Below are 24659 nucleotides of genomic sequence, written 5' to 3'. Positions count from 1 at the left end.
CTCCAAGCGCCATCAGCTCGGGTCGCTTCGGCCCAGCTGTGGCGAAGGAAGCCTCTTCGTAGGTCCTCCAGCGCCCTTCGCCTAAGGACTTGCGCTTCTCCCTTTTCTTAATGAATTATTTAGTAGAAGGTACCCCCGAGAACCCAGTTCCAATAATCTCATTCATATCACGAACTGTTATAAAAGCGTGATCGTCATGGGAGCGAATAAAAGTTTTTAATTGTTGATACTCGTTTTTTGTCAGAACGGTTGTAATGACCTCTTTTTGATGATTCGTAAAGGCACCTTTAGCTGTATGTACCGTTGCTCCTCGACCTAGTTGTTCTACAATAAACTCTTTAATAACTTCACTTTTATGACTAATGACGACAACTTCCTTCTTAATATTGAACTGCTTCATTAAGTAATCGATGACTAAACCAATGTACACAATTCCAAAAAGTGCGTACAATCCTTTCTCCACACCGAATGCGAACATCGCCCCAATTCCAATGGCAAAGTCACAAAGTAAAATGCCTTTTCCAATTTCAATTGAAAAGTATTTTTTTAAGATCATTGCGACTAAATCTGTACCACCAGTAGAGGCTTCTTGATTACAGATGATGACAATACCGATAGCGCAGATTGTTTGTCCCATTATAAGTTGAAGCAATGCGTCTTGGCTAAGTGGTTCCTGAATAGGAACTAAAACATCAAGTAGCCAAACGACGAAGGATAAGGCCATTCCGGAGTAGATTGTTTTGACTCCGAATTGAAACCCTAAAAAGATAAAGCCAACAATAAATAATAAAATATTAACAAATCCTAGAATCAATCCTAGTGATAGGGAAGGAAGAAAGTGGTGTAATACAATCGAGAGGCCACTTGCCCCTCCTGTTGCAAATTGATTCGGCGATAAAAAGAAATGGATGTTGCTCGCGATAAGAATGACTCCAATGTTTAGTAAAATGAATGATCGAATAGATGATGTCATGGTATTCTCCTTATTTAGTTGAACTAAATTGTACTACAATATTGAAGTGTAATAGCGAACGCTTCATTTGTAAATATGTTTTTTGCTTCAAAATAAAAAAAGAATTAACAAACAAATTTTAAAACGCTTACTAGGTGAAGAGGGGCAATTGTGGTAAGATGGTTAAAGATTCTTTTGGTAGGAGGTAATCGTTTTGAGTAAAAAGAAGTCGATGGAGCAAATGGTTTATGACTCCTTAAAGAGCGCAATATTAAACCGAAAACTGCCTCCAGGAAACCAACTGGTCGAAAACACCATTGCTCAAAAGTTAAACGTAAGTCGAACTCCTATTCGGAATGCGATTAAAAAGCTTGAAGTAGAAGGACTTGTTACGCTCATTCCAAACCGAGGTGCGTTCGTCATTCAACCTACAATCGAAGAAATTATTGAAGCGTTTGAAATGAGAAGAGAACTTGAAAAGCTTGGGGTACGCTACGGTCTTAAAGAAGTATCGCCGGAAGATATTCATCATTTACGAACGTTAAATGGACGTGTAAAAGAAGCATTTGAAGAACAAGATATTAACCGTTATTTAGATGAAAATAAACAATTCCACCTTTTCTTAGCGAAAAAAGGGAATAATCGTTACGTGTCACAATTTCTTGAAATGATCTTTAATCAAATTAATGTTTATTTATTGCTCTATGATGCCTTTAACTATTCGAACATTAAAGGAGAAGACATTTACAATGAGCATGAAAAAATCATTTCTTTCATTGCGGAAAAAAATGAAGAGAAGTTAATGATATACATGGATTCGCAATTAAATCGCATTTTACAAGAGATAAAATTAGACAAAATGAATTACCAAGCACTAGAAAATATCTTTTAGCAGAAAAGGGAGCAAAAAGTTCAAGAAACTTTTTGCCCCCTTTTTTAATTGTTACAGAAAGTTTAAGTTCAATAAAGTGTTCAAGTATCTAGCTCCAAGCGCCACCAGCTCGGGTTGCTTCGGCCCTGCTGTGGCGACGGAAGTCCTCCAGCGCCCTTCGCCTAAGGACTTGCGCTTTTTCTGTGAAAATAAAAATTACCTATGAGCTGAATGAGCGATCATGATAGGTAGATGGTAGAAAGAAAAAACCCCGGGGAGAATAAATTTTCATGTCCGGGGTGTGAGTGTAAAATCATGTATGTTTCTTATTTAGTCACCGCATACGTTGTTGTTTAAGGATCAATTATCTGTATCGGCAACCTATATTTTGAACAGAGCAATGGATTTTTGAAGAGACTCTGCTAAATGGGCCAAGTTTTGAGCTGCACTTGAAATTTCCTCCATCGTGACGAGTTGCTCTTGGCTTGCTTCAGAGCTTTCATGACTTATATCGACACTTTTTTCAGCTAGGCGAGTGACAGTAGAAACGGCGTCTCCCATCTGAATGGATATGGCCGAGATTTCTTGGATTGCTGCAGATACTTCTTCTACTTTTCCAGTTGTCACATTTACTGATTCGTTTATAACGTTAAAGGCTTCGTTTGCTTGATTTGAATATTGGATACCAATTCGAGCTGTCTCAACCCCACGTTGCGAGCATTTTAGAACTTGCTTTGTCTGTTTTTGAATGGTATCAATCATGACGTCGATTTTATGTGACGATTCTTTCGTTTTTTCTGCTAGCCTGCGAACTTCATCGGCGACGATTGCAAACCCTTTTCCGACTTCACCAGCACGAGCAGCTTCAATCGCAGCGTTTAATGCCAGTAAATTCGTTTGTTCGGAAATTTCATTAATAATGGCTGTTATGTGTCCAATCTTTTTCGTTTCTTCATGTAGGTCAGAAATTTGATCATTTGTTTCGTTAAAATCTTTTAAGATATTATTCATCTGATTTTCTGCTTTGTTTATGTGGTTCAAGCCATTATTCGTTACGGCCATGGATTGCTCTGTTAATGAGAGCATTACTTCGGAGTTCTCACCAATTTGCTTTAGGCCATCAGCCATCTCTTGAAATGAGGTGTCGATTAGTTGTAACTCTGTCCGTTGTTTATTAGCTGACTCTTCAGCACCTACGGCTAAAATGGATACATGCTCACTCGTTTTTTTACTTTCTTCGGAGCTTGCGAAGAGTTCTTCAGCGTTTGCCGAGACATTTATTGAAGCATCATTTACATCTGAAATGATTTTCCGAAGGTTTCCGACCATTTTTTCAAAAGACGAAGCTAATCTCCCAAATTCATCATTGGAGGAAATGGACAAATCCATTTGTAAATCGCCTTGTGCAACTTTTTCAGAGGCTTCAGCTAAAGCAATAATCGGCTTTGTTTGCTTTCGAGCGATGAAAATAGAAAGTGGAATAACGATAGCTATTACAAGAAATATAATGGCGATTTGTTCCCATAAAAGTGCCTTGGCCGGTGCCATGATTTCACCTTCTTCCACTTCCGAAAGGAGAACCCAGCTTAAGTCTGAAATTTGTAGAGGAGTGTAAGCGCTATATACTGTGACATCTCTGTAATTCGGGATTGTCTTTACACCTGTTTCATTATTAAGAGCACTTACAACAGATTCTGTTTGAATCTCTTTGGTACCAATCGTTTTTTCGGTGATAAAACGACTGTCCGATCTCATGAAATAATCGTTGGCTACGATGTAAACTTCTCCTGTTTCACCGAGGCCAGATCGCTCTGTCATGATGTGGTTAATTCGTTCATCAGATATTTGTAAAGCAATGACTCCAACAGGTTTCCCATCTTTCATAATGGGCGAAGCTAGAAAAGCAGCTGGTTCATTCGAGGGAGCATACATTAAGTAATCTTGTAATGACGTTCTCTTCGTTTGAATACTTGTTCGAAAGGCCTCTGCTAAGTTCGTATCCTTATAAGCCCCCGTTAGCAGATTTGTGGCGAAATCATCTTCTTTAGCGACAGTATAAATGATCTCACCGTCCATATTGATAAAAAATAAATCGTAGTATCCATATGTGTCGATATAATGTTGGAAATAATCGTGGTATTCTGCTTCTGCTTGTTCATAAAGCGGAGAATCTACTCCTTCAATATAAGCATTTTGGAATAATTGTAGGGAAGTGTAAACATCATTTGAGGACGCTAATATTGAAATGTCTTCAAAACGTTCTTCAAAATAGTTTTCTATCTGGCTTTTTTTTATGTCTCGAATGGCTACGAGCTTACTAAAGGCTTCAGATTTTAACGAATGGTAAGTCTGGATTTCGCTAATGGTACTCGTAATTAATAGGGGAATTAACGTAATAAGAATAAAGAGACTTATAAATTTCGTTCGAATACTTTTCATTTCCAACCTCCTGACGCATCTCTTTTATTGTATATGCAAGAAGGTAGAATTTTTCTTCCAAAAAAATAAAAAAGTCAGCCCGAAAGGCCGACTTTATTTTTGGAGAAAATGCCGCAATTGCCGTAATGCTCGATAATGAAGTTTTAAACCACCACTCCTCAAAGTGGGTGTTCGCAGAAGCGTTCTTGTCGTCCTACTTTCTAGGCGTGACATTCCGGCTTCGATGTAAAACTCCCTATATCAGCTTAAAGGTTAAAACTTATTATGATTACGAACAACGCAGCTTGGATTTTCATCATACAGGAATTCTTTATGATTTGCAATGTTTTTGTCATTCTATCTTCCAAAGGAACGTCATGTAGAGGAAATTAAGGAGTAGGTTGCTGTTGTGAAAGTCGATTAAGAATTAATTCATGATCAGATACTTTATGGTATGTGTATTTGACGTCAAGACTTAGTTGCGAGAGTTGTTCTTTCGTTTCTTGAAAGCGTTGAGTTATTTCGTTTCGAAGTCCTTTTTGCCCTTCATCTAACATTTTTAGATGAGTATTTGTTTCATCGCGGAATTGATCAAACTCATCACGAAATTGGTCTATTTCCCCCTTGAGCGAGCGTAAATCGACTCGAAGTTCTTTTTGTCCGTCATCTAACATTTTTAGATGAGTATTTGTTTCATCACGGAATTGATCAAACTCATCACGGAGTTGATTGACTTCGTCTTTCAGATAATTAACTTCGTTTTTCAGATAGTTGACCTCGTCTTTCAGATAGTTGACCTCGTCTTTCAGATGGTTAACTTCGTTTTTGAGGTAATTAACTTCGCCTTTCAGTTGGGTAACTTCATTCCTTAATTCATTAACATCTTCTTTAAGCGAATTCACATCTTGTTTAATGCCTCTTATATCATCTCGCAAGTCATTAAACCCTTGCTCTAGCTTACCAACATTTTGATTAATGCTCGATACCTCTATTAATAATTGTTTAAGTATTTGGTCGTTCATTTTGTATCACCTCCTTGGAGAAAGTGTAGCATATATTTTTTAATAGTCATAATGGATAAAATTAGATTTTAAATCCATCATCTAGTGTATACATTGTTTGGACATTCATACATTTAAGGAAAGACATACTATTTTATAATGGAGTAGAATGACTTCAATTCTTATAGCAATTAAAAAGGAGGTGCGAAAATTGGATTTTAATAAACTTCATCGAGCCATACAGTTTGCTTCCATTGCTCATGATGGACAATATCGGAAGAAATCCAATATACCGTATATATCTCATCCTTTTTCGGCGGCAATGTTTCTATGCCACTATTTCAACGAAACAAACTTTTCAGCTCAACAAAAAGAAGATATGGTCATTGCAACCGTGCTACATGATGTTTGGGAAGATACAGAGGTAACACTCGATCAAATCGAAAAGAACTTTGGTCAGAATGTGGCCAATTATGTAAAAGCTGCATCTGAAAAAGACAAATCTCTTCATTGGGAAGAAAGGAAAAAACAAAAGATTGAAGCACTGAAAACGGCTAACCTTGATATTAAGTTGATAATATGCGCCGACAAAGTCCATAATTTACTTTCGATTGTGGAAGATAAGAGAACAGAGGGCGAAGCTGTGTGGTCTAGATTTAATCGAGGAAAAGAAGACCAAGAGTGGTATTATCGGTCCATCTATCAATCACTTGTATTTGGGTTAGATGAAGTTCCATCTCTGTTTCGTGAATTAAAAAGTTTGATTGATGAGTGCTTTATAACGGAGTAGGTGTCCTTTTTAAAGAACACCTATTTTGTTATCCGTTCCATTTTGTTTATCACAAATACAATCATTAAGAGTATGATTCCAATCACGAGAACGACGTAATTACTCATATGAAATATTGGTCCAAATGGAGGAATGAGCTTTCCTCCTAACAAAATTCCTCCCATACCGAAAGAGGCGACAGCAAATATGAAGAGAGCATCTTTTACATGACTAGTCGCCTCATTAAAAGCAGAACGCTTTAACCAATTAAAAATAAAGTAGACCGTGAGAGCAGTGCTAATCAAACCAATAACAAACGATGCCATGACAGAACCTGTATAGTAGCTATTGACAGCCTGTTCAAAGTTTTCCGTTGCGATTTCAAATAATCCCTCGATTAACAAATGAATACCCGCAATCATGAGCAATAAATAAGTCGTGAACTTTAATACATTTTTTCTTTTTTCAGTTGCAAGGTTTTGAATTAATTCATCGCAATAAGCTTTTGGGTCATGGCCGAACACTTCTTCAGCAGATTTTCCTTTTTCTTGTGCCTCAATTAAATGATCAAGTAATTCCATTAAAATCTCTTCAGACTGTTGTTCAGATAAAAAGAGGTGAAAGCGAATGTAAATGAGCATTTTAGAATAATACGATTCATTTTGTTCAGAAAGCAGTTTCCTTTTATCATTGTTTAGCGAAATAAGGTCTCTTGCTTGCATCATCATTCTCCTTTCTTTAGAAGGGAATCAACTGGTTTTTTTAGACTTTCCCATTCGTTTATGAATTGGAGGAGTGCATGTTGTCCGTTTTTCGTTAAAGTGTAATACTTTCTCTTCGGTCCACTAGGAGAGCTTCGTATTTCTCCTTGAATGAGGTTGGCTTTTTGTAACCTAAGTAAAATCGGATAAATAGACCCTTCACTTACATCTTCTAAACCAAATTCTTTCAGTTTTTCAGATAATTCATATCCGTAGACTTCACCTTTTGAAATAACGGCCAATACACAACCTTCTAACACACCTTTTAGCAGTTGGCTTCTTGAGGACATTTGAATCAACTCCTTGTGTATCTTGCATGACAAGATAGAGGGGATTGCTATAGCTATCTTGTGTAACAAGATAGCTTACAAATATCTTATAAAATATTGGAACATAAGTAAATGGAGAGTTGTTAAATTTTGTTAAATTAATTTATGTAATGGTAAAATATAATTGATAATTGAGTGGTTTAGTTTCTTCAAAAAGCGTGAAGGTAAGGGAGTTTTTAGACTATGAATACTATGAAAAAATTCCTTATGAAGAAAGAAATCGTTTTTTTAATTTCATTTGCGATTATTTTTTTCTTATTGCACTCAACTCCTAGCATGGCATTAAGAACACATGTATTTATTATGGGTTATCCCAAAGCAGCTCTAACATCTGAGGTTGTTGATGATGTGTATCATAACGAAGAATACAAGGAAAAGTTTGCTGAGTTGAATGCTAAAGCTTACACCTTAACAAAACCGCCTATTGAAAAAGCAACACAGGGTGAACTTAGTAACTTTCTTGTAAGGAAATTTGGGTTCTTTTATTTAGTCGAATACTTAGGAAACACTTAATGGTCCTCAGCTAACGAGAGATTTAATGACAGGAGAATAGCGAATGAACAGCTTGGAAAATATCCCAAGCTTTTTCGTGTTATTTAGTTGTTTAGTCTACGAATTTGATTTTGTTTTCGAATTTTCTTTCTGTTATTGAAAATACAAACCATTAGAGAAAACGTCATGATAATTACGTAGGCAATGCTTGATTTCTTTCCAGATGATGTGTTTTCTTTTCAATAATCATGCCAATTGAAGAGGCTAACACTTGTTGGAAAAGCATGCCGACAATGACAGGAACAGCCACTGGGGCAGGAAAATAGGTGATGGCCAATACTGCACCGGCACTAATGTTTCGCATCCCGCTATTATATATCATCGAAATAATTGTGTTTCTTGGCTGATTGATTCCTATCCCTGCTAGCCAACCGAGTCCATATGCGAGTATCGCTAAAGTAAATACTACGAGTGCAATCAATAGCAGTTCGATATTGAAATTTCGTATGTATGGAGCAACACCAGCACTGTTAATGGCGACGACTGCTCCAACTCCGAGCTTTGCAAGAGGAGAGATGGTAGTGGAGAGCTTTTCGGTTAGCTCCTTTTTTAACCACTGATTAACGCACATCCCAAGAAGAGACGGAAAGACAATCATCCAAAGTAGCCCTTTCATAAGCTCATAGATATGCATTTCAACTGTGGAATCAACAAGCCATTTTAAAATAATGGGCACCATAATAGGGGACAAAAGGGTATCTACTAAAATAATCGATAATGTCCAAGACACATTTCCTTTGTAAATGGATACCCATATTAAACTTGTAATTCCTGTAGGAATCACAAACGCTAATATAAGGCCAATGACGTAATAAGGTTGGGTAGGAAAAATCCATTTCCCAATGTAATTGGCGATAAGCGGCATAAATACATGAAGAATCATGAGTGTGACGACAAGGGAAAGAGGATGCTTTAATACTTTTTTTAAATTAGAAAAGCTAGAGTTTAAACTTCCTGAAAATGTCATGAAAGCAAAAATCCACGGTACTAAAAAAAGAAAAGAGTCTAGCACCTGATAACATAATACACCTAATACCACACTAATTGGGGTGATCAAAGGCATAAGCTTTTGAAGAATTTGGTTTAGTCGAGTAAGCATGCGATAAGGCTCCTTTAATAAAAAAATCATAAGTATTCATTCATTTACTTTTCTTGGTTTAAACGTATTGTCTTATTTATCAATGTTTCAACCGTCCCCACATCCGCAGGTGCCCATTTGAGTGTGTTCAGTTTGTGAGTGGGCACCCATTTTAACTCAGCGTGCTCTTTTGCGATTGGAGTATCTTGTATAATTGTCGTTTTGTATGTAAGTAAGTTCACAATAAAATTCTCGTATTCGTGGTGAACTTCTTTAATCTTTTCGTATACTTTGACGGTACACCCCAGTTCTTCTCTAATTTCACGAACTAGTGCTTCTTTTGGATTTTCTCCTTGTTCAATCTTTCCACCTGGAAATTCCCATAGGTTTGGCAATGACATCTTTGAGGAACGTAGAGCACAAAGAACTTCATTTTTATGATTAAAGATGACCGCAGCAACGACTTGTATCGTTTTTTTCATCAAATTCAATTCCTTCCGTTTGTCGTTTTCATAATTGTATCAAAACAGGATGTAAAATACTGAATCACAACATGAAAAATATGGTATATTTTCAAGCGTTTCTTTTTCTCATTTTGCAATGACCTCAACCTCTTATTTTTGTCAACTCAACCAAAAATTTCATAAGAGTAAATAGTTTAATGGAAAATATTGTTGAATTTGGTAATGTTATAGTGTACTATCTAACTAGAACACTAAAATACCAAATTTTGGAGGTATTTCAAATGGATGTATTGATTGGTTTGTACAAAAAAGAATTAAAACTTTTAAAAAATACGTTTATCGGGGTGCTGATCGCAACTGGTGTAATTTTTATTATTGGGGTAGTCGCAGCCAATTGGTCACAACAGTTTGGACTTTTTTATTTTCTTTCCTTCTCACTATTTGGGTTTCATGCCTTTTACATCATTTGGTTTATGCTACAATCCTTGCAATTTGAAGTAAGATACGGCCAATGGCTCCATAATCCTCATTCAGGAAGTATGCTTCTTTTAGGAAAATTGTTGGCATCCAGCACATACTTTCTCATTTCCCTTACCTTAAATACGATTATTCTGCTTATTCTGTTGCCTTATATGATAGAGGTTGTTCCTGTACCCCAAGTAGGAGAATTGTTGTTAGTAATTTTAGATATTGTAATCGGTAGCATCTTACTAGGTATATTCGCTACCTTTTTATGGACGGTTTATTATTCTATATCCGCACCGACTTGGGTTCGAACCATCTTTTTGTTACTTATAATTTTTAGTTTACAAGTGGCTTACAATCTCATTCTCCAGATTCCGGCATTTTCAAGCACATCGGTGAAGGTGATGGGATATACCGATATGTTTTATATCCGATTTACGCCGACAAATCCTGTTCTTATGTTTTTTTATATCCTTTTAACGCTCATTGCTTTCTTCCTATCTGCAAAGCTTTTAGAACGTAAGGTTGAGGTGTAAAACATGGGAGAGAAGTTTCATTCGTCAAAGCCGATATACCTACAGATTATTGATAAAATTCATTACCAAATTGTGCGCGGAGAGTTGAGGAAAGGAGAGAAACTTCCTTCTGTCCGTGAAATGGCGATTCAAATGGGGGTCAATCCGAATACGATTCAACGAACTTATACGGAATTGGAGAGGATGAATGTGGTGGAAACGAGAAGGGGGCAGGGAACGTTTGTAACGGAAAATCAGATGGTGATTGCGGATTTAACGAGTCAGTTGCAGCATTCAATGATTGAGCAGTTTGTATGGAATATGAAAGAGCTTGGATTACAAGCCCACGAGATTAAGATTGCATTGGGGACATATTTAGAGGAGGAGAAGAAATGATTACACTACAGAATGTGTCGCGAAAGTTTGGGCGGAATGATGCGCTCTGTGATGTTTCGTTTTCTTTAGAAAAGGGGAAAATTTACGGCATCGTAGGACCAAATGGAAGTGGGAAATCTACGACATTAAAGTTAATAGCGGGGTTACTTTTCCCTTCAAAGGGAGAGGTGATGGTTAATGGCCAAAAAGTCAATCGGAAAATAGCCAAACATGTTGCCTACTTGTCCGATTTAGATACGTTCTATCGAGGATTTACCGTACAAGATATGATCGACTTTCATGTTTCTCAATTTGATGATTTCGACCACGAAAAGGTTGATAAGTTATTATCTTTTTTGAAATTAGACAGGTATAAGAAATTACACCAATTATCTAAGGGCAATCGGGCAAGGGTGAAGCTCTTATTAGTCTTGTCACGTAACGCTCCGGTTGTGCTACTAGATGAACCGTTTTCTGGGTTAGATCCAATGGTTCGCGACACAATTGTGGAAGGGCTTCTAAGGTTTATCGACTACGAAAATCAAACGGTTGTCATTACGACGCATGAAGTGGGAGAAATGGAAATGTTGTTAGATGAAGTCCTTTTAATAAATGAAGGGAAAATCCTTTCGAGACAATCGGTAGAAGTCATTCGGGAGAGAGAAGGAATGTCTGTGAAGGAATGGATGAAAACATTATGTGGAAGCGAGGGAAGGGAATGAAACCGATTGTACAATTAGATAACGTAACGAAAGTCATTCGAGGAAAGAAAATCATCGATTCGATGTCCTTCGATATTTATAAAGGAGAAGTGTTTGGACTACTAGGTCCGAATGGTGCTGGGAAAACTACTACAATCCGTATGATGGTCGGTTTAATGAAATTATCGGACGGAGATATTTTCATCGGTGGAAAAAGTATTCGTACTCAATTCGAACAGGCTGTCCAGCATGTCGGAGCCATAATTGAGAATCCAGAAATGTACGCTTTTTTAAGTGGGTATGATAACTTGCGGCATTTCGCAAAAATGTCAAAAGGGGTAACGAAGCAAGAGATTGATGAAATAGTGGAACTTGTTGGATTAAAAGAGCGTATCCACGATAAAGTGAAATCGTATTCCTTAGGGATGAGGCAGCGCCTTGGGCTAGCTCAATGTTTGCTGCACAAGCCAAACGTACTCATTTTAGATGAGCCAACGAATGGATTGGACCCTGCAGGCATACGTGAAATGAGAGATCATCTACGGAACTTAGCGAAGGAAAAGAATATGGCCATCTTAGTATCAAGCCATTTGTTATCTGAAATGGAAATGATGTGTGACAGGATTGGTATTATCCAAAAAGGGAAGCTTATTGAAGTTCAGCGTGTATCCGATTTTGTTCAAGGAGCGGATAAAGAATTCTTATTTGAAGTATCAGAAGTGGCGCGAGCTAATGAGATTATTCGGATGGAATACAGATGCGAAGTAGTGGGAGCCAATCTAACAGTAACTACATCTAAAGAAGAGATTCCTAATCTGATAAGTATGCTTGTTCATCACGGAGTAAAAATTTTCGGGGTTCGAGAAGTAACGAAATCCTTAGAAGATCGCTTCTTAGAGGTGACAGGTGAAACGGAGGCGAAATTACATGTTTAATCTCATTCAAAATGAGCTTATGAAAATATTCAAGCGAATAGGAACGTATGTCATGATTGGGCTGTCGGTTTTAATTGTCATTGCAGCAGGTATTTTTATTCACTATATGGAGGAAAAAATTGAACATCCGGATAATTGGAAAGTAGAACTACAAACTGAGAATAACGGATTAAAGGCTCAACTAGAAGAAATGGGGGAGGGTGCTCCTTTATATTTAGAAAAGCAATTAGCTATAAACGAATACCAAATTGAGCATAACTTATCTCCTTATTCAGAGAGTTCGTTATGGGATTTTGTTGAAATCAGCTCTTCATTCATGGATTTGGCCGGAATGTTCGTCATTATCATTGCTGGAGGTATAGTGGCGAATGAATTTAATTGGGGGACGATGAAATTATTGCTAATTCGACCGGTAAGTCGATCGAAACTTCTCCTCTCGAAATATATGACGGTTGTGATTTTTTCATTAATTATGACCATCATGCTGTTTTGTACAGCTGTGATTGTCGGTGCTGTATTGTTTGGCCTACCTAGTGAACCGATGCCGAAATTATTATATCTAGATGGACAAGTTACGGAAATGAATATGGGGCTCTACATGATGATGTCGTATGCATTAAGTTTAGTACATGTACTGATGCTTGGGACTATGGCTTTCATGCTTTCGAGCGTCTTTCGAAATAGTTCCACTGCCATTGGGTTTTCAATCTTTCTCATGTTTACCGGTTATCAATTGACGTACTTTGTGTCAATGAAATTTGAGTGGGCGAAATATCTACTTTTTGCAAATACGGTTTTAGTTGAATACATTGACGGTGAGCCATTGGTACCGGGCATGACGATGACTTTCTCGTTAACGATGTTAATTTTTTATTTTATCTTGTTTCAATTTCTTGCTTTCTTCGTTTTCAATCGTCGGGATGTTGCCATATAGAAAATCTAAATATGAAAGAGTTTCGTCATGAGGCTGTCTGATAAGTCTCCTTAAACGAAATCAGGGACGATAGCTAGTAGCGACTCCAACGGGACAGCTTTGAGCCGAAGACTCCACAGACGAGCATGCGAGTGGAGGAAGCGATAATTGAACCTCTGCTAAAAGCGGACACGTCCTGTGCAAATTCGGAAAGCGTCCGCTATCGGATGAGATTAACCGAAATTAATTTATGTTAAAAAAGGGCTGTCCTTATTGGATAGCCTTTTTTCATTGTTACAGAAAGTTTAAGTTCAATAAAGTGTTAAAGTATTCTCTTTACCGTTTTTTTGGTGTCTAGCGCAAAGCGCCATCAGCTCGGGTCGCTTCGGCCCTGCTGTGGCGACGAAAGCTTCCTCGCAGGTCCTAAAGCGCCCTTCGCCTAAGGACTTGCGCTTTGCGCTTTTTCTGTGAAAATAAAAATTACCTATGAGCTGAATGATCGATCATGATAGGTAGATGGTAGAAAGAAAAACCCCCGGGGAGAATAAATTTTCATGTCCGGGGTGTGAGTGTAAAATCATGTATGTTTCTTAACAATTAATACAGTTTCGCCAGATTTTTAAAAGTGTTCAGTTGCTCTTTAGTGATTCTTGAACCGACTTTAGCCATAAGAAAGTTCACATCATAACAGGCAATGTCAGGCTCGTTCGTTTCATACTCTTCAAATCCACTTGATTGTAAAACATGTTTCAGCATGTGCATATATAGAAAAGGGTCTCCGTTTGTCATCGAAAGGTCCCAATGCCAACAATACTCGAGGGAGACGACAATTATATTTTCTAGTTCTTCATGTTTAAACAAATTGTGTAACAACGTTTGCCCAATTTTGTGGCCTCTGTAATCAGGAGCTACTTCAATGACTCCAAGCATCCTAAGATAGGAAAGTTTACGCCAACGTTCATCTTTTTCGGGTGGCAAAACAATCGCATAACCGACAATTTTGTTGGTGTGTACGGCTAACGCCATATAGGTCGTTTCATCGGAAATCATAGCTTTAAGCATTGCTTTTTGTTGTTTGTCTGGTTCACGAAAACGGTTTAAGTTCTGATGAAAGGAAAGGTGTGTTAATGTGTGAATGACTTGTGGCCGGCTGTAAATCCAGTTTAGATGAGCTGCAATCTTCATGCTTCCATCCTCCTAATGTGAAATATGTTCGGAAGCAAAAAACATCTCCCACGATGTGGAAGATGGGAGACGACAACGGTGATAGATTAGTAGACAAGCTAACTAACATACCCTCGTGCAATCCTCCTAACTCCCGAAGAAGATTTGACGTTATAAATAAGGCAGGTCTCCTGACTTGTGCGTCTTTCTACTCTAAGCCCTTCCCGTCTTTTGACAGTGGTTTGCTTATTTCGTCCACACTTACAGTTGCGGGGACAGTTCTGGATTTTCACCAGATTCCCTATTAAGTCCATATTGGACACCTTATTTACCGGTATTTTCCTCTTATTCTTTTTCATCATACTATACAGGCATTAAATTCAGCAATGAAAAAAGTGTGTGCCCAAACGTACAGCTCTGCCCTTCCACCACCTTCCCTAGTTGAAGAAAAGAAAAAATCGACCAATCTTTACAGAGTGGACGATTTTTTTAATTTATTAGGAAAACACTTATTCTATTTCTCTACTTAAAAATCATCAAGATTCATTTCTGTTGCGTTGTTTTGAACTTCTTCCGGAATGGAGAGGTCACCAAGCTCATTAAATTTCGCAAAACTAGCATTCATTTTTAAAGACATTTTCATTGTAGAACCATCTTCTTCCACAGTCATTGTCATATCCATGATCAATGTTTCAGGATAGAAGGTGTTTTTGTTAATCGTATAGCTGTATTCAATACTATCATAATTAACCTGCTCTAATGTTTGTTGAATCATTTCTGCCTGTTCAGCGTCAATGTTTTGAAGTGCTACATCTTGTATAAAGGATTGAAGCTCTTCTCCCTCACCAGCGAAAGTAAGCTCATACACGTCACCTTTATCTGTTACTTGAAAGCTGTCAGCAAACGGCTTCATCTGTTCGAGCTGTTGGCTGAAATCAGCTTCTCGTTGAATCTCAGCTAATTCTAGCATTTCGTTCTCATCATTGGACATTTTAATCCACATATCTTCTTCAGGTGTGTAAAAGTATAGCTCATCCATTGTCATATACATTTCCATTTCAATCGATTCGCCTTCTTGTTGAGATTCCATATTCATTTTTTGGTAAGCAAAAATCGGGTCAAGGTTGATTTGAGAAGCAATTTCCGTGTTGGCATCAATGGATTCTCCGTCAATCTCCATGACCATATCGGTATTTGCAATCATTTCAAAGTTTTTTACTTCAGCTGAAACTTCGCTTGACTTTATTAATACTTGTTCAGCTGTCATTGTTTCTGCTTGCTTATTTTCAGAAGTGGATTCTTGATTTGTTTGTTCAGAAGACCCACACCCACCTAAAAATAGGGCAGCTGAAATTGTTCCTGCCATTAATAGCTTTTTAACCATCATAGTTTCCTCCATTCTTTTCTATCACACTTGTAATATATTAACACTTTTTGGGATTTGTTTGAAGTTGCAAAAAATGGATTTTGCCCCTACGTCTCAAGTCTTAGATGAAAATAAAGCTGAGGCTCGTTATGGAAAAAGGAAGATAAAGGTACGATGGGAGTAAGAAAGGAGGAATTGCTCGTGAAAAAATTCATGATGATTGTACTTGGAGTGCTTTTAGTCTGTTTATTTCTTGCCCATCTAGGGCCTATGATAGCTCTAATCATCACGCTAGCCATTTGTTACTACGCTTTAAAAAAGTTCCAAAAAACAGAGAGCAAAACATTGAAAGCAATCCTTGGGATTGTGATAGGTGTGGCTGGACTTATCAGCTTGGCAAATTTACCGGCTTTATTAGGTCTTGTAGCCTTAATGGGCCTATATTATATTCACAAACATTGGCCACAAAAAGAAGAACAAGTTCAATCAGATCCGTTTACGAACTTTGAGCGTGAATGGGAAAAGTTACAAAATAATTAAGGAGGAGTATAGAAGATGGGTTTTCTCTCACGTTTAAAACACATTGTGGAAGCTGATTTATATGAAGCACTGGAGCAAAAGGAACAAAAAAATCCAATGGCGATGTTAAATTACTATTTGCGACAATGTGAAAAAGAGGTAGACAAAGCAAAAGTACTTGTAGAACGCCATGAAACGTTAGTAAGGGAATACGAAAAAGAGTGGCAGGAAGCAATGAAAATGGCGAATAAACGAAAGCAGCAAGCGTCCATCGCTCAACAAGCAGGGGCAAAGGATCTTTATGACTATGCAGTGAAAGAACAGGGTGTTTACAGTGAGCGTGCAGAACGACTAAAAGAATTGAAAGTTCAAACGCAAGATGAATTAGAAGCGCTCGTACAAAAATACGAAAAAATGAACCATAAGTTAAAAGACATGCATGTGAAAAAGCTCGAACTAATGGGAAGAGAAAACAGTGCTCGTGCCAACTATCGGATGAATCAAGTACTTGAAGGAGACACTTATACGAATAAGACCTTTACGCGCTTTGAAGAGATGGAGAAGTATTTAACCGAACTGGAGCATAAAGTAAACGCTCGGCATATGGAAAGTACGTTTGATATAAAGATAAAAGAGTTAGAGGGAAAGCTATATGAAAAAGAAGCAATCCAAACGAATCAATAAACATGATATGCTAAATATGTAGAGAGAAAGTGAACCATCAGTCATGTAACTGATGGTTTATCGGTGTAAAAATGCGAGTTCAATACATTTCCAATTCATCAGAAAGGGGGAGAGTTCGATGAGAATTACGCATCATCATTGGATGTGGATTGTATACATTGCAATTGGCTTATTACTATTCGAAGTTTTGTTCCTAGACGAAGATACTCTCTACTTTCTGATCATTTCCCTTCTATTCCTATACGTAGGGAAAAAATATTACCATAAGTGGATTGGAAAAGGATTATTTTGGATAGGTGTGTTCAACGCTTCGATTGCGATGCTGCATTCGTTAGCTGTGCGATGGGTGTTATTTGCTTTTCTTTTTTATCTTGTACTTTTATATGTGAAACAAAAAAGGCATGATTCTGTGTTCGTCATAAAAGAGGGACGACAGTTAAAACGAAATACCGAAACTGTTTTGATACGGAAGCCTTTTTTTCAAAATAAGTTCATCGGCAGACAGCGCACGCAACGAGACGCTTATGAATGGGAAGATGTAAATATTCAAGGGTTTGTCGGAGACTTAGTAGTTGATGTCAGTCAATCTGTTTTTCATGATGAACAAGCAGTTATATTTGTTCGTCACGGCCTTGGCAATGTTCAAATTCTCGTTCCTTATGAAATTGGTGTATCGGTACATGTGTCTATTTTAGCTGGAACGGTGGAAATCTTTGATGAAATTGAGGAACGAGTCTTGAACGAATCCATTATGTTCAGAACGAAAGACTACGATACAGCCTCACAAAAGGTGAAGATTATGACGTCCATGTTTGCTGGACACTTAGAGGTGAAGCGAATATGAATGTAATTCAACGTCACCTCTTATTTGGAGTATTGTCATCACTATTTATGACGGCTTGTGTGCTAGTTTTTTTCTTCATTACATATCCAATTGAGCAATGGTCTATATGGTGGAAGGACCAGGTAGCAGGAGTCCCACTCGCTCTCGCCTTACTTTTTCTGTTTATGGTGATGGGCATATTGTTAAGTCTTATTTTCGGATGGTTTTGGAAGAAGCAATTTTTATATATTGACCGATCATTATCACGCTTTTCAATCGTTAGTACGAAACGTCCAGAGGATAGTCGAGTCTCTGAAGTAGAAGACATTTTAGACAAGATTGAAAAATGGCAGAAGCAATATCAAGAACAGACGAAGCTCGCGCAAAAACAGGCGAGCCAGACCGCTGAAGGACATGAAAAGCTACTTCATGAAACGGTTGTTAAAGAACGGAGTCGTCTTGCTAGAGAACTTCATGATTCTGTTAGTCAACAATTATTTGCAGCATCTATGTTAATTTCGGCGATGAACGAAATGGATGTTCATCATTCTCCATTGGAAAAGCAATTAAAAATGGTTGAGCAAATTATTCAGCAAACACAATTAGAAATGCGGGCATTACTTCTTCATTTACGCCCTGTTCCTTTAAAGGGGAAGTCTCTACAAGAGGGGATCGAAGAGCTTTTAACAGAGCTGAAGGAGAAAGTGCCACTTAACGTTACGTGGAAAATGGAATCTTACTCCTTTGAAAAAGGGTTTGAGGATCATTTGTTTCGCATATTACAAGAAGCGATCTCGAATACATTGCGACATGCAAAAGCATCGAACATTCATGTTCTACTTATCGTCCGGGATCAATTTGCCATCTTACGAGTGGTAGATGACGGTATTGGCTTTCATATCGAAGAATCGAAGACAACTTCCTACGGTTTACAAACAATGCGTGAACGGGCAATTGAAATGGGGGGAACTTTTCACGTCGTAAGCTTACCCGGAAAAGGAACGAGACTAGAAGTGAAAATACCTATTTTGGAGGGAGATAATGATTAAGGTGCTGCTTGTCGATGATCATGAAATGGTACGAATCGGTGTTGCTTCCTACTTAAACACACAGTCAGATATTGAAGTGATTGGAGAAGCAGAGAATGGAATAGAAGCCATTGACTGTGCGCTAAGATTGCGTCCTGACATTATTTTAATGGACTTAGTGATGAAGGAAATGGACGGCGTTGAGGCAACGAAGGAAATTATTCGTCAATGGCCTGAGGCTAAAATTATTATTGTGACAAGCTTTATTGACGATGAAAAAGTATATTCAGCACTTGAAGCAGGGGCAACTAGTTATTTGTTAAAAACATCTAAAGCGAGTGACATAGCAGAAGCCATTCGAAAAACGTACAAAGGTCAAACGGTTCTTGAGCCGGAAGTGACGGAAAAAGTAATGAAAAAAATGCGAAACCCTGTGAAAAAACATTTGCACGAAGATCTTACTAATCGAGAGCTAGAAATTTTGCTACTCATTGCCCAAGGGAAAACAAATCAAGAAATTGCAGACGAACTATTTATAGCGTTAAAAACAGTGAAAACACATGTAAGCAATATATTGAGTAAACTGGAAGTTCAAGATCGGACACAAGCAGTGATATATGCTTTTAAACATGAGTTAGTTTAAAGGGAAGGGGATGCGTCCGATGATGATTCATGGAAAAATGGTCAAAGGAAGAGTGGTAGATAATGTGACTCGCTGCACACATTATCACAAAAAATTAGACGTCATCGCCATTAAGTTTTACTGTTGCCAAACGTATTATCCCTGCTACAAATGTCACGAAGAATGTGGGTGTGGCGAGTCAAAAGTTTGGCCAAAAGAGAAATTTGATGAAAAAGCAATATTATGTGGTGGATGTGGCGAAGAATTAACGATTGAAGAATATCTTCATAGTGCTTACACATGTCCGAAATGTCAAATCTCCTTTAATCCAGGGTGTGGAAGGCATCGTCATCTTTATTTTGAGACAGAAGCAAATCATTGTACAAGCTGACGGTAACAATTTATAATAATTATTACCTGATAAATTGTTTAAAGGAGAGTCAGCACATGTCCGTCTATCAATACGAAGCTGTTAAAAAATGGAGAAAAAGTACCTTTATCTTCGTTTGAAGGGAAGGTATTGTTAATTGTAAATACAGCGAGCAAATGTAAATTCACCCCTCAATTCGATGATCTTCAAAAATTATATGATAAGTATAAAGAGAAAGGTTTTGAAATCCTCGGCTTCCCGTGTAACCAATTTGACGCTCAAGAGCCTGGCACAAGTGAGGAGGCTGCATCTTTCTGTCAAATTAACTATGGTGTTAAGTTTCCAATTTTCACTAAGATCGATGTGAATGGAAAAGATACTCATCCGTTATTTACATATTTAAAACAGGAAGCCCCGTTTAAAGGGTTTGATGAAGCAAACATTACAGAAAAGTTATTGAAACTAAAAATAGCTGAACTATATCCAGAATGGCTTGTTGGGGATGAAATTAAATGGAATTTCACGAAATTCCTCATCGATCAAAACGGAAACGTTGTCGAACGTTTCGAACCTTCAACGGAACCTATGGACTTTGAACAAAATGTAAAACAATTACTTGCTTAAAGCGTAAGATGCCCATGTGTGGCATCTTTTTTGTTATTGTTACAGAAAGTTTAAGTTCAATAAAGTGTTAAAGTATTCTCTTTACCGTTTTTTTGGTGCCTAGCTCCAAGCGCCATCAGCTCGGGTCGCTTCAGCCCTGCTGTGGGGACGGAAGCCTCCTCGCAGGTCCTAAAGCGCCCTTCGCCTAAGGACTTGCGCTTTGCGGCTTTCTTATTAGGTTCCTCAGCTAGAAGAGAATTGTTGAAGTATTTTGTTAGGGATTTCGAATAGTTATAGCGTATAGTTAATGTAAAGATGGGTGAGGAGTGTGGTAGTAATGAAAAAAGTGTTTTTTGTTTTAATCGGACTTCTTATTTTATCTGTTGGATGGTACCTTGTTTCTCCGTTATTTTTTGATGATGTAGTAGATGAAGAGCCACTCCATCAAGAATTAACAGAAAATGTGACCGAAAGTGAAGTGTCGCCATCTGAAGATGCGAATGAGGAAGAGCCTCATGAGCCACCATTAATGGGAGAGTTTGTTGGAGTAGATGAAATTCACCACGCGGAAGGTATTGTAACGTATTATGAGAAGGAACAGTACATCCGATTTGAACAGTTTGAGTCGACAAACGGTCCTGATTTATATGTTTATTTAGTAAAAGGTGAGCAAAAAACGAGTGAAGGCATTTCCCTCGGTAAATTAAAAGGCAATGTAGGGAATCAAAATTATGAGATAGCTAGTGATATTTTAATTGAGCCTGGAGATAAAATTGTCATCTGGTGCAAGCAATTCGATGTGGATTTCGGATATGCGACTTTGCAACAAGAAAGTTTGTAATGAGCTAAGAGAATAGTCTCAATGGAGAAGAAGTTAACTATTTAGCCATATGCTAGTATCAAACGGTGTGGTAGTGTTGAGATGTATGGGATAACATTGTTTGAGCAGCACGTGATTTTTTCTGAATATATAGGTATACTACAGGTGTATACCTATATATGGAAAAAGGGGTGTTGAAATGGCTGAAAAGGTAAAGAGGCGTGTAGAACTCATTTTACTAGTAGCTTTGATTTTATCGTTAATTTCATCCTTTGTTTTATTCTTTTTACAATTTTACAAAGTGGCGTTAGCTCTCGGTGCTTTCTTTATGCTACTTGCCAATTTCATTGGTTTTTGGGCCTACTCCAAAACGACTGATTATGTGCACCGCACATCGTATCATACGAACAAAGATCGTTATAAGTAACATTTATAGATGGGTTCATTGGCAATAGCAACGCATCACCAACTTTATGATGACTTCTTAAACATTTAAGTGTGCCTTCACATAATTTCTTGTTCCTCTTGCTCCTTTTACTAACAAATGAAATACGATTAAAAATACCCAAACGAATACAAAGAGCGTAAGATAGTAAGCGAGTGGCGGCAGAATAATCGGTGCTCCGATAAACATGTAATTACCGTTTGTGAGAAAATTTATTGGTAAGGCAATTAGGTCACAAACGAAGATGAACAAAGCCCCTGAAATGATATGCTTACGAGTCGTTGAAAAGCGCATCCACCATAAAACTATGCAACCGGTAAGAATAAGGAGAACGTGATAATAAACAAAATAATAAGTGAAAAATCCACCTAAATGAAAGGTTCCTACTGGAAACAAAAGAGCTAGCGTCGGGCCGATAATTAATGGATATACAATCGCTTCAATCCAATTCCTCTTATCTTTCATTAGTGCATATAAGGTGAAAAGTTGCATGAGTGGACATAAGTGGAAGGGTAAAGCATAGCTCGGTTCGAACTGGTTTGTTGAGATAACAACAAAATAGTATGAAATGAAACCAATTATAATGGCAAAACTCATCCCGAAACGAAAGGTCTTAGGCACAAAAAATTCCTCCTTTTATCAATATTATGCAATCACTAAAAGGTAATGCGGTCCGCAAAGCTCTTTTAAACCTCTTTGAGGAGGTGAGCTTTTTATAGCGACCGCATGATTTCTGGTGTCTTTAGATGCCTTTCATTAAATACCTTTTCACAAAGGAAGGGCGAGGGAAGATGCTTTTTTGTTGGTCGACTCCAGCGGTTGTTTCTCGTTTTTTGTGCGCTTGATCATACGCTTTCGATTGTTGCCAGTTTAAAAAGGCTTGATCATTTTCCCAGACAGTCATAATGACGTATGTATCATCCGTCAAAGGACGTAAAACACGAATCGCTTTAAACCCAGGCTCTTTTTCGATGAGTCGAGCACGCTTTTGGAATCGGTCTTCAAAGGTGGATCGACCTTCAGGTGATACGGGAATATGATTACAAACGACCAATTGTCCATCTAAAGTACCGACGGAATCGAGCACGTGATATTTAAGTCCGTTATACATATCATTTTCAATGTCAGTTTCTAATAGGTAGCTGGCTCCTTCTTCACTTTGAAGCATCATACCTTTGCCTTCCGGCTTTTCGGTCAACATATACATGAACATATATATCCATCCTCCCTTACTTTTCCAATAATACCTACAGTATAAAGGATACTCATAACGAAAGCACGTTTTGGCATAATTCAGTGTGTTGCTTTCCTCTATAAAGAAGTATAATAGAAATATATAGAAGATTCTTCAAACTTTAGTGTTGCACAAAAAATCATCCATTGTCTCAACCCCAAATCAGTCTGTAGATTGTCACAGTAGGCACCTTTTCACATAATTCTTCGGTTGTAATTCCGCGCGTTCACTCAATTCCATTGTTTTGCGCAAATTCCATATAGAAAGAGGAATTCACATGGATAAATATAAGCAGCATTTTTTTAATAATATTCGGACGAAGCTTGAGCAATGGGAATCTTTGTCCGAAATAACAAATGAAGAAGTTTATCGATTTCTCCACTCATTAGCAGGGACATCGTCAATTATCGGTTTGCAGAAGATTGGAGATAAAGCAAGAGTTTTAATGGAGCAATTAGATGAAACATCAGATAGAAAGTGGACATTTGAAGAGGTAAAACGATACTTAATTGAGATTATTGAAGATTGCTATGAATATGAAGAAGGTATCAACACTTCATTGACGAAATCGAAGGTGAGAAATAGCAATGAGCCTGTATTATTAATCATTGACGATGACACCTCATTCTTAATGTTTTTAAAGGAAAAGTTAGAAGCAATCGGATGGTATGTCGTCGCCATCGCGAATCCGGAAAAAGCAATTCTATCTTTTTACGATGTTAGGCCAGATTGTGTCATTATTGACATTTATATGAACGAGAAAAATGGATTTGAAGTGTTAGAGTTTTTAAAACAAAAACTGAAACAACAATTTATTCCGACAGTTATGGTTAGTGTGGAGAAAGAGAAGTCAATTCGAATGAAGAGTTATGAAATGGGAGCGGATGATTTCATTCATAAGCCGTTTGAATTAGATGAATTTATCGTTCGGATTAAAAGGCAGTTAGAGCGTAAGAAGCAAATTGATGAATTACTCCTTCTTGATGAATTGACTCATGTTTACAACAGAAAATACTTAAAGCAGGCGTATGCTCAAGTTCAAAATGAGTGGAAACGTTCTAAAGAAGATTATAGTTTGGCTGTATTGGACATTGATTACTTTAAGAAAGTGAACGATCGGTTCGGTCATTTAGTAGGAGATGTTGTATTAAAAGAGTTTGCCAATATTTTAAAACGTGAAACGCGAATAAAAGATATCGTTTTTCGGTATGGCGGCGAGGAATTCGTTATTTTATTTCCTAAAACAAATGTGGACGAAGCGATGGAAGTACTCAATCGATTACGTGAAAACTTCAGCCAGTATGTGTTTCATCAAGAAGAATCCTTCTCATGCACGTTCTCTGCTGGCGTTGTCCAAATTTTAGATGCGACAAAGCCGTTTGAAAAGTGGCTTGAACTAGCCGATCAAGCTCTTTATGAGGCGAAAAACAACGGACGTAACCGTATTGAGCAAGCTGATAAACCGAAAGTTATGCAGCATCAAAAAACGGTTAAAATGGCGATAGTAGATGATGATCCAATCATTCGAACCGTGATGGCGGATATTATTAAAAAGCTGCCATTGAATCCGAAACGGAAAATTGAACTACAAACGTATAAAGATGGGAAGGCGTTCATTCAGTCTGATTGGCACCTAGGTGATCCGTGTTTTGTCATTTTAGATGGGGTGATGCCAAATATGGATGGACTGGAAGTATTAACGAACCTGAAAAGTAAGAAGGATGCTAATCGTTATCGTGTTCTCATGCTTACGTCTCGAAAAGGTGATCAAGATATTGCAAAAGCGCTTGAACTTGGAGCAGATGATTATATGACAAAACCTTTTAAGTTTGATGAGATTATAGGGAGAATTGAAAAAATGCTCCAGCGTATGATGTAATTT

The 24659-nt window shown here is 37.7% G+C and carries 29 protein-coding genes, 1 other RNA gene and 1 riboswitch; of the genes, 18 read left to right on the top strand and 12 right to left on the bottom strand.

Annotated features, from left to right (window positions below):
* Positions 1 to 115: 115 nt before the first annotated feature.
* Positions 116 to 973, bottom strand: coding sequence for a YitT family protein (locus ML543_RS10700; protein WP_243387352.1), 858 nt, complete (start codon positions 971 to 973; stop codon positions 116 to 118).
* A gap of 193 nt (positions 974 to 1166) precedes the next feature.
* Here ML543_RS10700 and ML543_RS10695 point away from each other — a divergent pair, with 193 nt between their 5' ends.
* On the top strand, positions 1167 to 1844 hold the full coding sequence (locus ML543_RS10695) for a GntR family transcriptional regulator (protein WP_243387351.1): 678 nt from the start codon (positions 1167 to 1169) through the stop codon (positions 1842 to 1844).
* A 360-nt stretch (positions 1845 to 2204) separates the two neighbouring features.
* Here ML543_RS10695 and ML543_RS17255 read toward each other — a convergent pair whose 3' ends face one another.
* The 3 genes from ML543_RS17255 to ML543_RS10680 all read right to left on the bottom strand — a co-directional run bounded on the left by ML543_RS17255 (position 2205) and on the right by ML543_RS10680 (position 5263).
* Entirely contained in the window at positions 2205 to 4262 is a 2058-nt protein-coding gene (locus tag ML543_RS17255) for a methyl-accepting chemotaxis protein (protein WP_243387350.1), read from the bottom strand.
* Between the two features lie 104 nt (positions 4263 to 4366).
* Positions 4367 to 4551: non-coding RNA, 6S RNA (gene ssrS, locus ML543_RS10685), on the bottom strand.
* Positions 4552 to 4630: 79 nt separating this feature from the next.
* Positions 4631 to 5263, bottom strand: a complete 633-nt coding sequence (locus ML543_RS10680; protein ID WP_243387349.1) for a hypothetical protein — start codon at positions 5261 to 5263, stop codon at positions 4631 to 4633.
* Positions 5264 to 5453: 190 nt separating this feature from the next.
* Here ML543_RS10680 and ML543_RS10675 point away from each other — a divergent pair, with 190 nt between their 5' ends.
* The gene (locus ML543_RS10675) at positions 5454 to 6032 is read left to right on the top strand and encodes an HD domain-containing protein (protein WP_243387348.1); all 579 of its coding nucleotides are present in this window, start codon (positions 5454 to 5456) and stop codon (positions 6030 to 6032) included.
* A 20-nt stretch (positions 6033 to 6052) separates the two neighbouring features.
* On the opposite strand, the gene ML543_RS10670 is transcribed toward ML543_RS10675, so the two are convergent.
* Positions 6053 to 6739, bottom strand: coding sequence for a DUF1129 family protein (locus tag ML543_RS10670; protein ID WP_243387347.1), 687 nt, complete (start codon positions 6737 to 6739; stop codon positions 6053 to 6055).
* Positions 6736 to 7062 carry a PadR family transcriptional regulator gene (locus ML543_RS10665; RefSeq protein ID WP_243387346.1) on the bottom strand — a complete coding sequence of 109 codons (327 nt, stop codon included), beginning with the start codon at positions 7060 to 7062 and terminating at the stop codon, positions 6736 to 6738. Before ML543_RS10665 ends, ML543_RS10670 begins: the two co-directional genes overlap by 4 nt.
* Before the next feature lie 222 nt (positions 7063 to 7284).
* Between ML543_RS10665 and ML543_RS10660 the strand changes: the two genes are divergently transcribed.
* Positions 7285 to 7614, top strand: a complete 330-nt coding sequence (locus ML543_RS10660; RefSeq protein ID WP_243387345.1) for a hypothetical protein — start codon at positions 7285 to 7287, stop codon at positions 7612 to 7614.
* Between the two features lie 172 nt (positions 7615 to 7786).
* Here ML543_RS10660 and ML543_RS10655 read toward each other — a convergent pair whose 3' ends face one another.
* Complete coding sequence (locus ML543_RS10655) at positions 7787 to 8752, bottom strand: bile acid:sodium symporter family protein (protein WP_243387344.1); 966 nt, start codon at positions 8750 to 8752, stop codon at positions 7787 to 7789.
* A gap of 44 nt (positions 8753 to 8796) precedes the next feature.
* Positions 8797 to 9213 (bottom strand): (deoxy)nucleoside triphosphate pyrophosphohydrolase, encoded by a 417-nt coding sequence (locus ML543_RS10650; protein ID WP_243387343.1) that lies wholly within the window; start codon positions 9211 to 9213, stop codon positions 8797 to 8799.
* A gap of 263 nt (positions 9214 to 9476) precedes the next feature.
* On the opposite strand from ML543_RS10650, the gene ML543_RS10645 reads away from it, so the two are divergent.
* The 5 genes from ML543_RS10645 to ML543_RS10625 are packed head-to-tail and all read left to right on the top strand — an operon-like array spanning position 9477 to position 13120.
* The gene (locus ML543_RS10645) at positions 9477 to 10196 is read left to right on the top strand and encodes a hypothetical protein (RefSeq protein ID WP_243387342.1); all 720 of its coding nucleotides are present in this window, start codon (positions 9477 to 9479) and stop codon (positions 10194 to 10196) included.
* 3 nt (positions 10197 to 10199) lie between these two features.
* On the top strand, positions 10200 to 10571 hold the full coding sequence (locus tag ML543_RS10640) for a GntR family transcriptional regulator (protein ID WP_243387341.1): 372 nt from the start codon (positions 10200 to 10202) through the stop codon (positions 10569 to 10571).
* A complete protein-coding gene (locus ML543_RS10635) occupies positions 10568 to 11272 on the top strand; it encodes an ABC transporter ATP-binding protein (protein WP_243387340.1) in 705 nt (234 codons plus the stop codon). The genes ML543_RS10640 and ML543_RS10635 overlap by 4 nt, the downstream gene beginning before the upstream one ends.
* Positions 11269 to 12186 carry an ABC transporter ATP-binding protein gene (locus ML543_RS10630; RefSeq protein WP_243387339.1) on the top strand — a complete coding sequence of 306 codons (918 nt, stop codon included), beginning with the start codon at positions 11269 to 11271 and terminating at the stop codon, positions 12184 to 12186. The genes ML543_RS10635 and ML543_RS10630 overlap by 4 nt, the downstream gene beginning before the upstream one ends.
* Positions 12179 to 13120, top strand: coding sequence for an ABC transporter permease (locus tag ML543_RS10625; RefSeq protein WP_243387338.1), 942 nt, complete (start codon positions 12179 to 12181; stop codon positions 13118 to 13120). Before ML543_RS10630 ends, ML543_RS10625 begins: the two co-directional genes overlap by 8 nt.
* A gap of 576 nt (positions 13121 to 13696) precedes the next feature.
* Here ML543_RS10625 and ML543_RS10620 read toward each other — a convergent pair.
* Together ML543_RS10620 and ML543_RS10615 are read right to left on the bottom strand one after the other, a co-directional pair.
* Entirely contained in the window at positions 13697 to 14284 is a 588-nt protein-coding gene (locus ML543_RS10620) for a GNAT family N-acetyltransferase (protein WP_243387337.1), read from the bottom strand.
* A 143-nt stretch (positions 14285 to 14427) separates the two neighbouring features.
* Positions 14428 to 14605, bottom strand: a riboswitch (cobalamin riboswitch).
* A 184-nt stretch (positions 14606 to 14789) separates the two neighbouring features.
* Positions 14790 to 15650 (bottom strand): DUF6612 family protein, encoded by an 861-nt coding sequence (locus tag ML543_RS10615; RefSeq protein WP_243387336.1) that lies wholly within the window; start codon positions 15648 to 15650, stop codon positions 14790 to 14792.
* 180 nt (positions 15651 to 15830) lie between these two features.
* Between ML543_RS10615 and ML543_RS10610 the strand changes: the two genes are divergently transcribed.
* The 9 genes from ML543_RS10610 to ML543_RS10570 all read left to right on the top strand — a co-directional run bounded on the left by ML543_RS10610 (position 15831) and on the right by ML543_RS10570 (position 21525).
* Entirely contained in the window at positions 15831 to 16169 is a 339-nt protein-coding gene (locus ML543_RS10610) for a lmo0954 family membrane protein (RefSeq protein ID WP_243387335.1), read from the top strand.
* Positions 16170 to 16184: 15 nt separating this feature from the next.
* Positions 16185 to 16832, top strand: coding sequence for a PspA/IM30 family protein (locus ML543_RS10605; protein ID WP_243387334.1), 648 nt, complete (start codon positions 16185 to 16187; stop codon positions 16830 to 16832).
* A 118-nt stretch (positions 16833 to 16950) separates the two neighbouring features.
* Positions 16951 to 17676, top strand: a complete 726-nt coding sequence (gene liaF / locus ML543_RS10600; RefSeq protein ID WP_243387333.1) for a cell wall-active antibiotics response protein LiaF — start codon at positions 16951 to 16953, stop codon at positions 17674 to 17676.
* Complete coding sequence (locus tag ML543_RS10595) at positions 17673 to 18704, top strand: sensor histidine kinase (protein WP_243387332.1); 1032 nt, start codon at positions 17673 to 17675, stop codon at positions 18702 to 18704. The genes liaF and ML543_RS10595 overlap by 4 nt, the downstream gene beginning before the upstream one ends.
* Positions 18697 to 19326, top strand: coding sequence for a response regulator (locus tag ML543_RS10590; protein ID WP_243387331.1), 630 nt, complete (start codon positions 18697 to 18699; stop codon positions 19324 to 19326). Before ML543_RS10595 ends, ML543_RS10590 begins: the two co-directional genes overlap by 8 nt.
* A 19-nt stretch (positions 19327 to 19345) precedes the next feature.
* A complete protein-coding gene (locus ML543_RS10585) occupies positions 19346 to 19696 on the top strand; it encodes a CHY zinc finger protein (protein WP_419095373.1) in 351 nt (116 codons plus the stop codon).
* A gap of 129 nt (positions 19697 to 19825) precedes the next feature.
* Positions 19826 to 20299, top strand: coding sequence for a glutathione peroxidase (locus tag ML543_RS10580; protein ID WP_341482358.1), 474 nt, complete (start codon positions 19826 to 19828; stop codon positions 20297 to 20299).
* A gap of 316 nt (positions 20300 to 20615) precedes the next feature.
* A complete protein-coding gene (locus ML543_RS10575; protein ID WP_243387330.1) occupies positions 20616 to 21119 on the top strand; it encodes a DM13 domain-containing protein in 504 nt (167 codons plus the stop codon).
* Between the two features lie 178 nt (positions 21120 to 21297).
* Positions 21298 to 21525, top strand: coding sequence for a hypothetical protein (locus ML543_RS10570; protein ID WP_243387329.1), 228 nt, complete (start codon positions 21298 to 21300; stop codon positions 21523 to 21525).
* A 57-nt stretch (positions 21526 to 21582) separates the two neighbouring features.
* On the opposite strand, the gene ML543_RS10565 is transcribed toward ML543_RS10570, so the two are convergent.
* Positions 21583 to 22164, bottom strand: a complete 582-nt coding sequence (locus ML543_RS10565; protein WP_243387328.1) for a TMEM164 family acyltransferase — start codon at positions 22162 to 22164, stop codon at positions 21583 to 21585.
* Between the two features lie 121 nt (positions 22165 to 22285).
* Positions 22286 to 22756, bottom strand: a complete 471-nt coding sequence (locus tag ML543_RS10560; RefSeq protein WP_279326639.1) for an antibiotic biosynthesis monooxygenase family protein — start codon at positions 22754 to 22756, stop codon at positions 22286 to 22288.
* 298 nt (positions 22757 to 23054) lie between these two features.
* Here ML543_RS10560 and ML543_RS10555 point away from each other — a divergent pair, with 298 nt between their 5' ends.
* Positions 23055 to 24656, top strand: coding sequence for a GGDEF domain-containing response regulator (locus tag ML543_RS10555; protein ID WP_243387327.1), 1602 nt, complete (start codon positions 23055 to 23057; stop codon positions 24654 to 24656).
* Positions 24657 to 24659: the final 3 nt, after the last annotated feature.

The sequence above is a fragment of the Bacillus kexueae genome (genome assembly GCF_022809095.1).
Taxonomy (GTDB): Bacteria; Bacillota; Bacilli; order Bacillales; family Aeribacillaceae; genus Bacillus_BZ; species Bacillus_BZ kexueae.
Note: the sequence above shows the minus strand (reverse complement) of the source record. Positions and strands in the feature narration are given on the sequence as shown.

Bases quoted from the DNA above. Each gene is read 5' to 3' on its own strand.
- ML543_RS10655 (WP_243387344.1), bottom strand. From the start codon at position 8,752: ATGCTTACTCGACTAAACCAAATTCTTCAAAAGCTTATGCCTTTGATC.
- ML543_RS10605 (WP_243387334.1), top strand. From the start codon at position 16,185: ATGGGTTTTCTCTCACGTTTAAAACACATTGTGGAAGCTGATTTATAT.
- ML543_RS10620 (WP_243387337.1), bottom strand. From the start codon at position 14,284: ATGAAGATTGCAGCTCATCTAAACTGGATTTACAGCCGGCCACAAGTC.
- ML543_RS17255 (WP_243387350.1), bottom strand. From the start codon at position 4,262: ATGAAAAGTATTCGAACGAAATTTATAAGTCTCTTTATTCTTATTACG.
- ML543_RS10660 (WP_243387345.1), top strand. From the start codon at position 7,285: ATGAATACTATGAAAAAATTCCTTATGAAGAAAGAAATCGTTTTTTTA.
- ML543_RS10630 (WP_243387339.1), top strand. From the start codon at position 11,269: ATGAAACCGATTGTACAATTAGATAACGTAACGAAAGTCATTCGAGGA.
- ML543_RS10590 (WP_243387331.1), top strand. From the start codon at position 18,697: ATGATTAAGGTGCTGCTTGTCGATGATCATGAAATGGTACGAATCGGT.
- ML543_RS10615 (WP_243387336.1), bottom strand. From the start codon at position 15,650: ATGATGGTTAAAAAGCTATTAATGGCAGGAACAATTTCAGCTGCCCTA.
- ML543_RS10575 (WP_243387330.1), top strand. From the start codon at position 20,616: ATGAAAAAAGTGTTTTTTGTTTTAATCGGACTTCTTATTTTATCTGTT.
- ML543_RS10560 (WP_279326639.1), bottom strand. From the start codon at position 22,756: ATGTTCATGTATATGTTGACCGAAAAGCCGGAAGGCAAAGGTATGATG.
- ML543_RS10650 (WP_243387343.1), bottom strand. From the start codon at position 9,213: ATGAAAAAAACGATACAAGTCGTTGCTGCGGTCATCTTTAATCATAAA.
- ML543_RS10680 (WP_243387349.1), bottom strand. From the start codon at position 5,263: ATGAACGACCAAATACTTAAACAATTATTAATAGAGGTATCGAGCATT.
- liaF (WP_243387333.1), top strand. From the start codon at position 16,951: ATGAGAATTACGCATCATCATTGGATGTGGATTGTATACATTGCAATT.
- ML543_RS10665 (WP_243387346.1), bottom strand. From the start codon at position 7,062: ATGTCCTCAAGAAGCCAACTGCTAAAAGGTGTGTTAGAAGGTTGTGTA.
- ML543_RS10670 (WP_243387347.1), bottom strand. From the start codon at position 6,739: ATGATGATGCAAGCAAGAGACCTTATTTCGCTAAACAATGATAAAAGG.
- ML543_RS10625 (WP_243387338.1), top strand. From the start codon at position 12,179: ATGTTTAATCTCATTCAAAATGAGCTTATGAAAATATTCAAGCGAATA.
- ML543_RS10645 (WP_243387342.1), top strand. From the start codon at position 9,477: ATGGATGTATTGATTGGTTTGTACAAAAAAGAATTAAAACTTTTAAAA.
- ML543_RS10700 (WP_243387352.1), bottom strand. From the start codon at position 973: ATGACATCATCTATTCGATCATTCATTTTACTAAACATTGGAGTCATT.
- ML543_RS10570 (WP_243387329.1), top strand. From the start codon at position 21,298: ATGGCTGAAAAGGTAAAGAGGCGTGTAGAACTCATTTTACTAGTAGCT.
- ML543_RS10635 (WP_243387340.1), top strand. From the start codon at position 10,568: ATGATTACACTACAGAATGTGTCGCGAAAGTTTGGGCGGAATGATGCG.
- ML543_RS10595 (WP_243387332.1), top strand. From the start codon at position 17,673: ATGAATGTAATTCAACGTCACCTCTTATTTGGAGTATTGTCATCACTA.
- ML543_RS10585 (WP_419095373.1), top strand. From the start codon at position 19,346: ATGATGATTCATGGAAAAATGGTCAAAGGAAGAGTGGTAGATAATGTG.
- ML543_RS10555 (WP_243387327.1), top strand. From the start codon at position 23,055: ATGGATAAATATAAGCAGCATTTTTTTAATAATATTCGGACGAAGCTT.
- ML543_RS10640 (WP_243387341.1), top strand. From the start codon at position 10,200: ATGGGAGAGAAGTTTCATTCGTCAAAGCCGATATACCTACAGATTATT.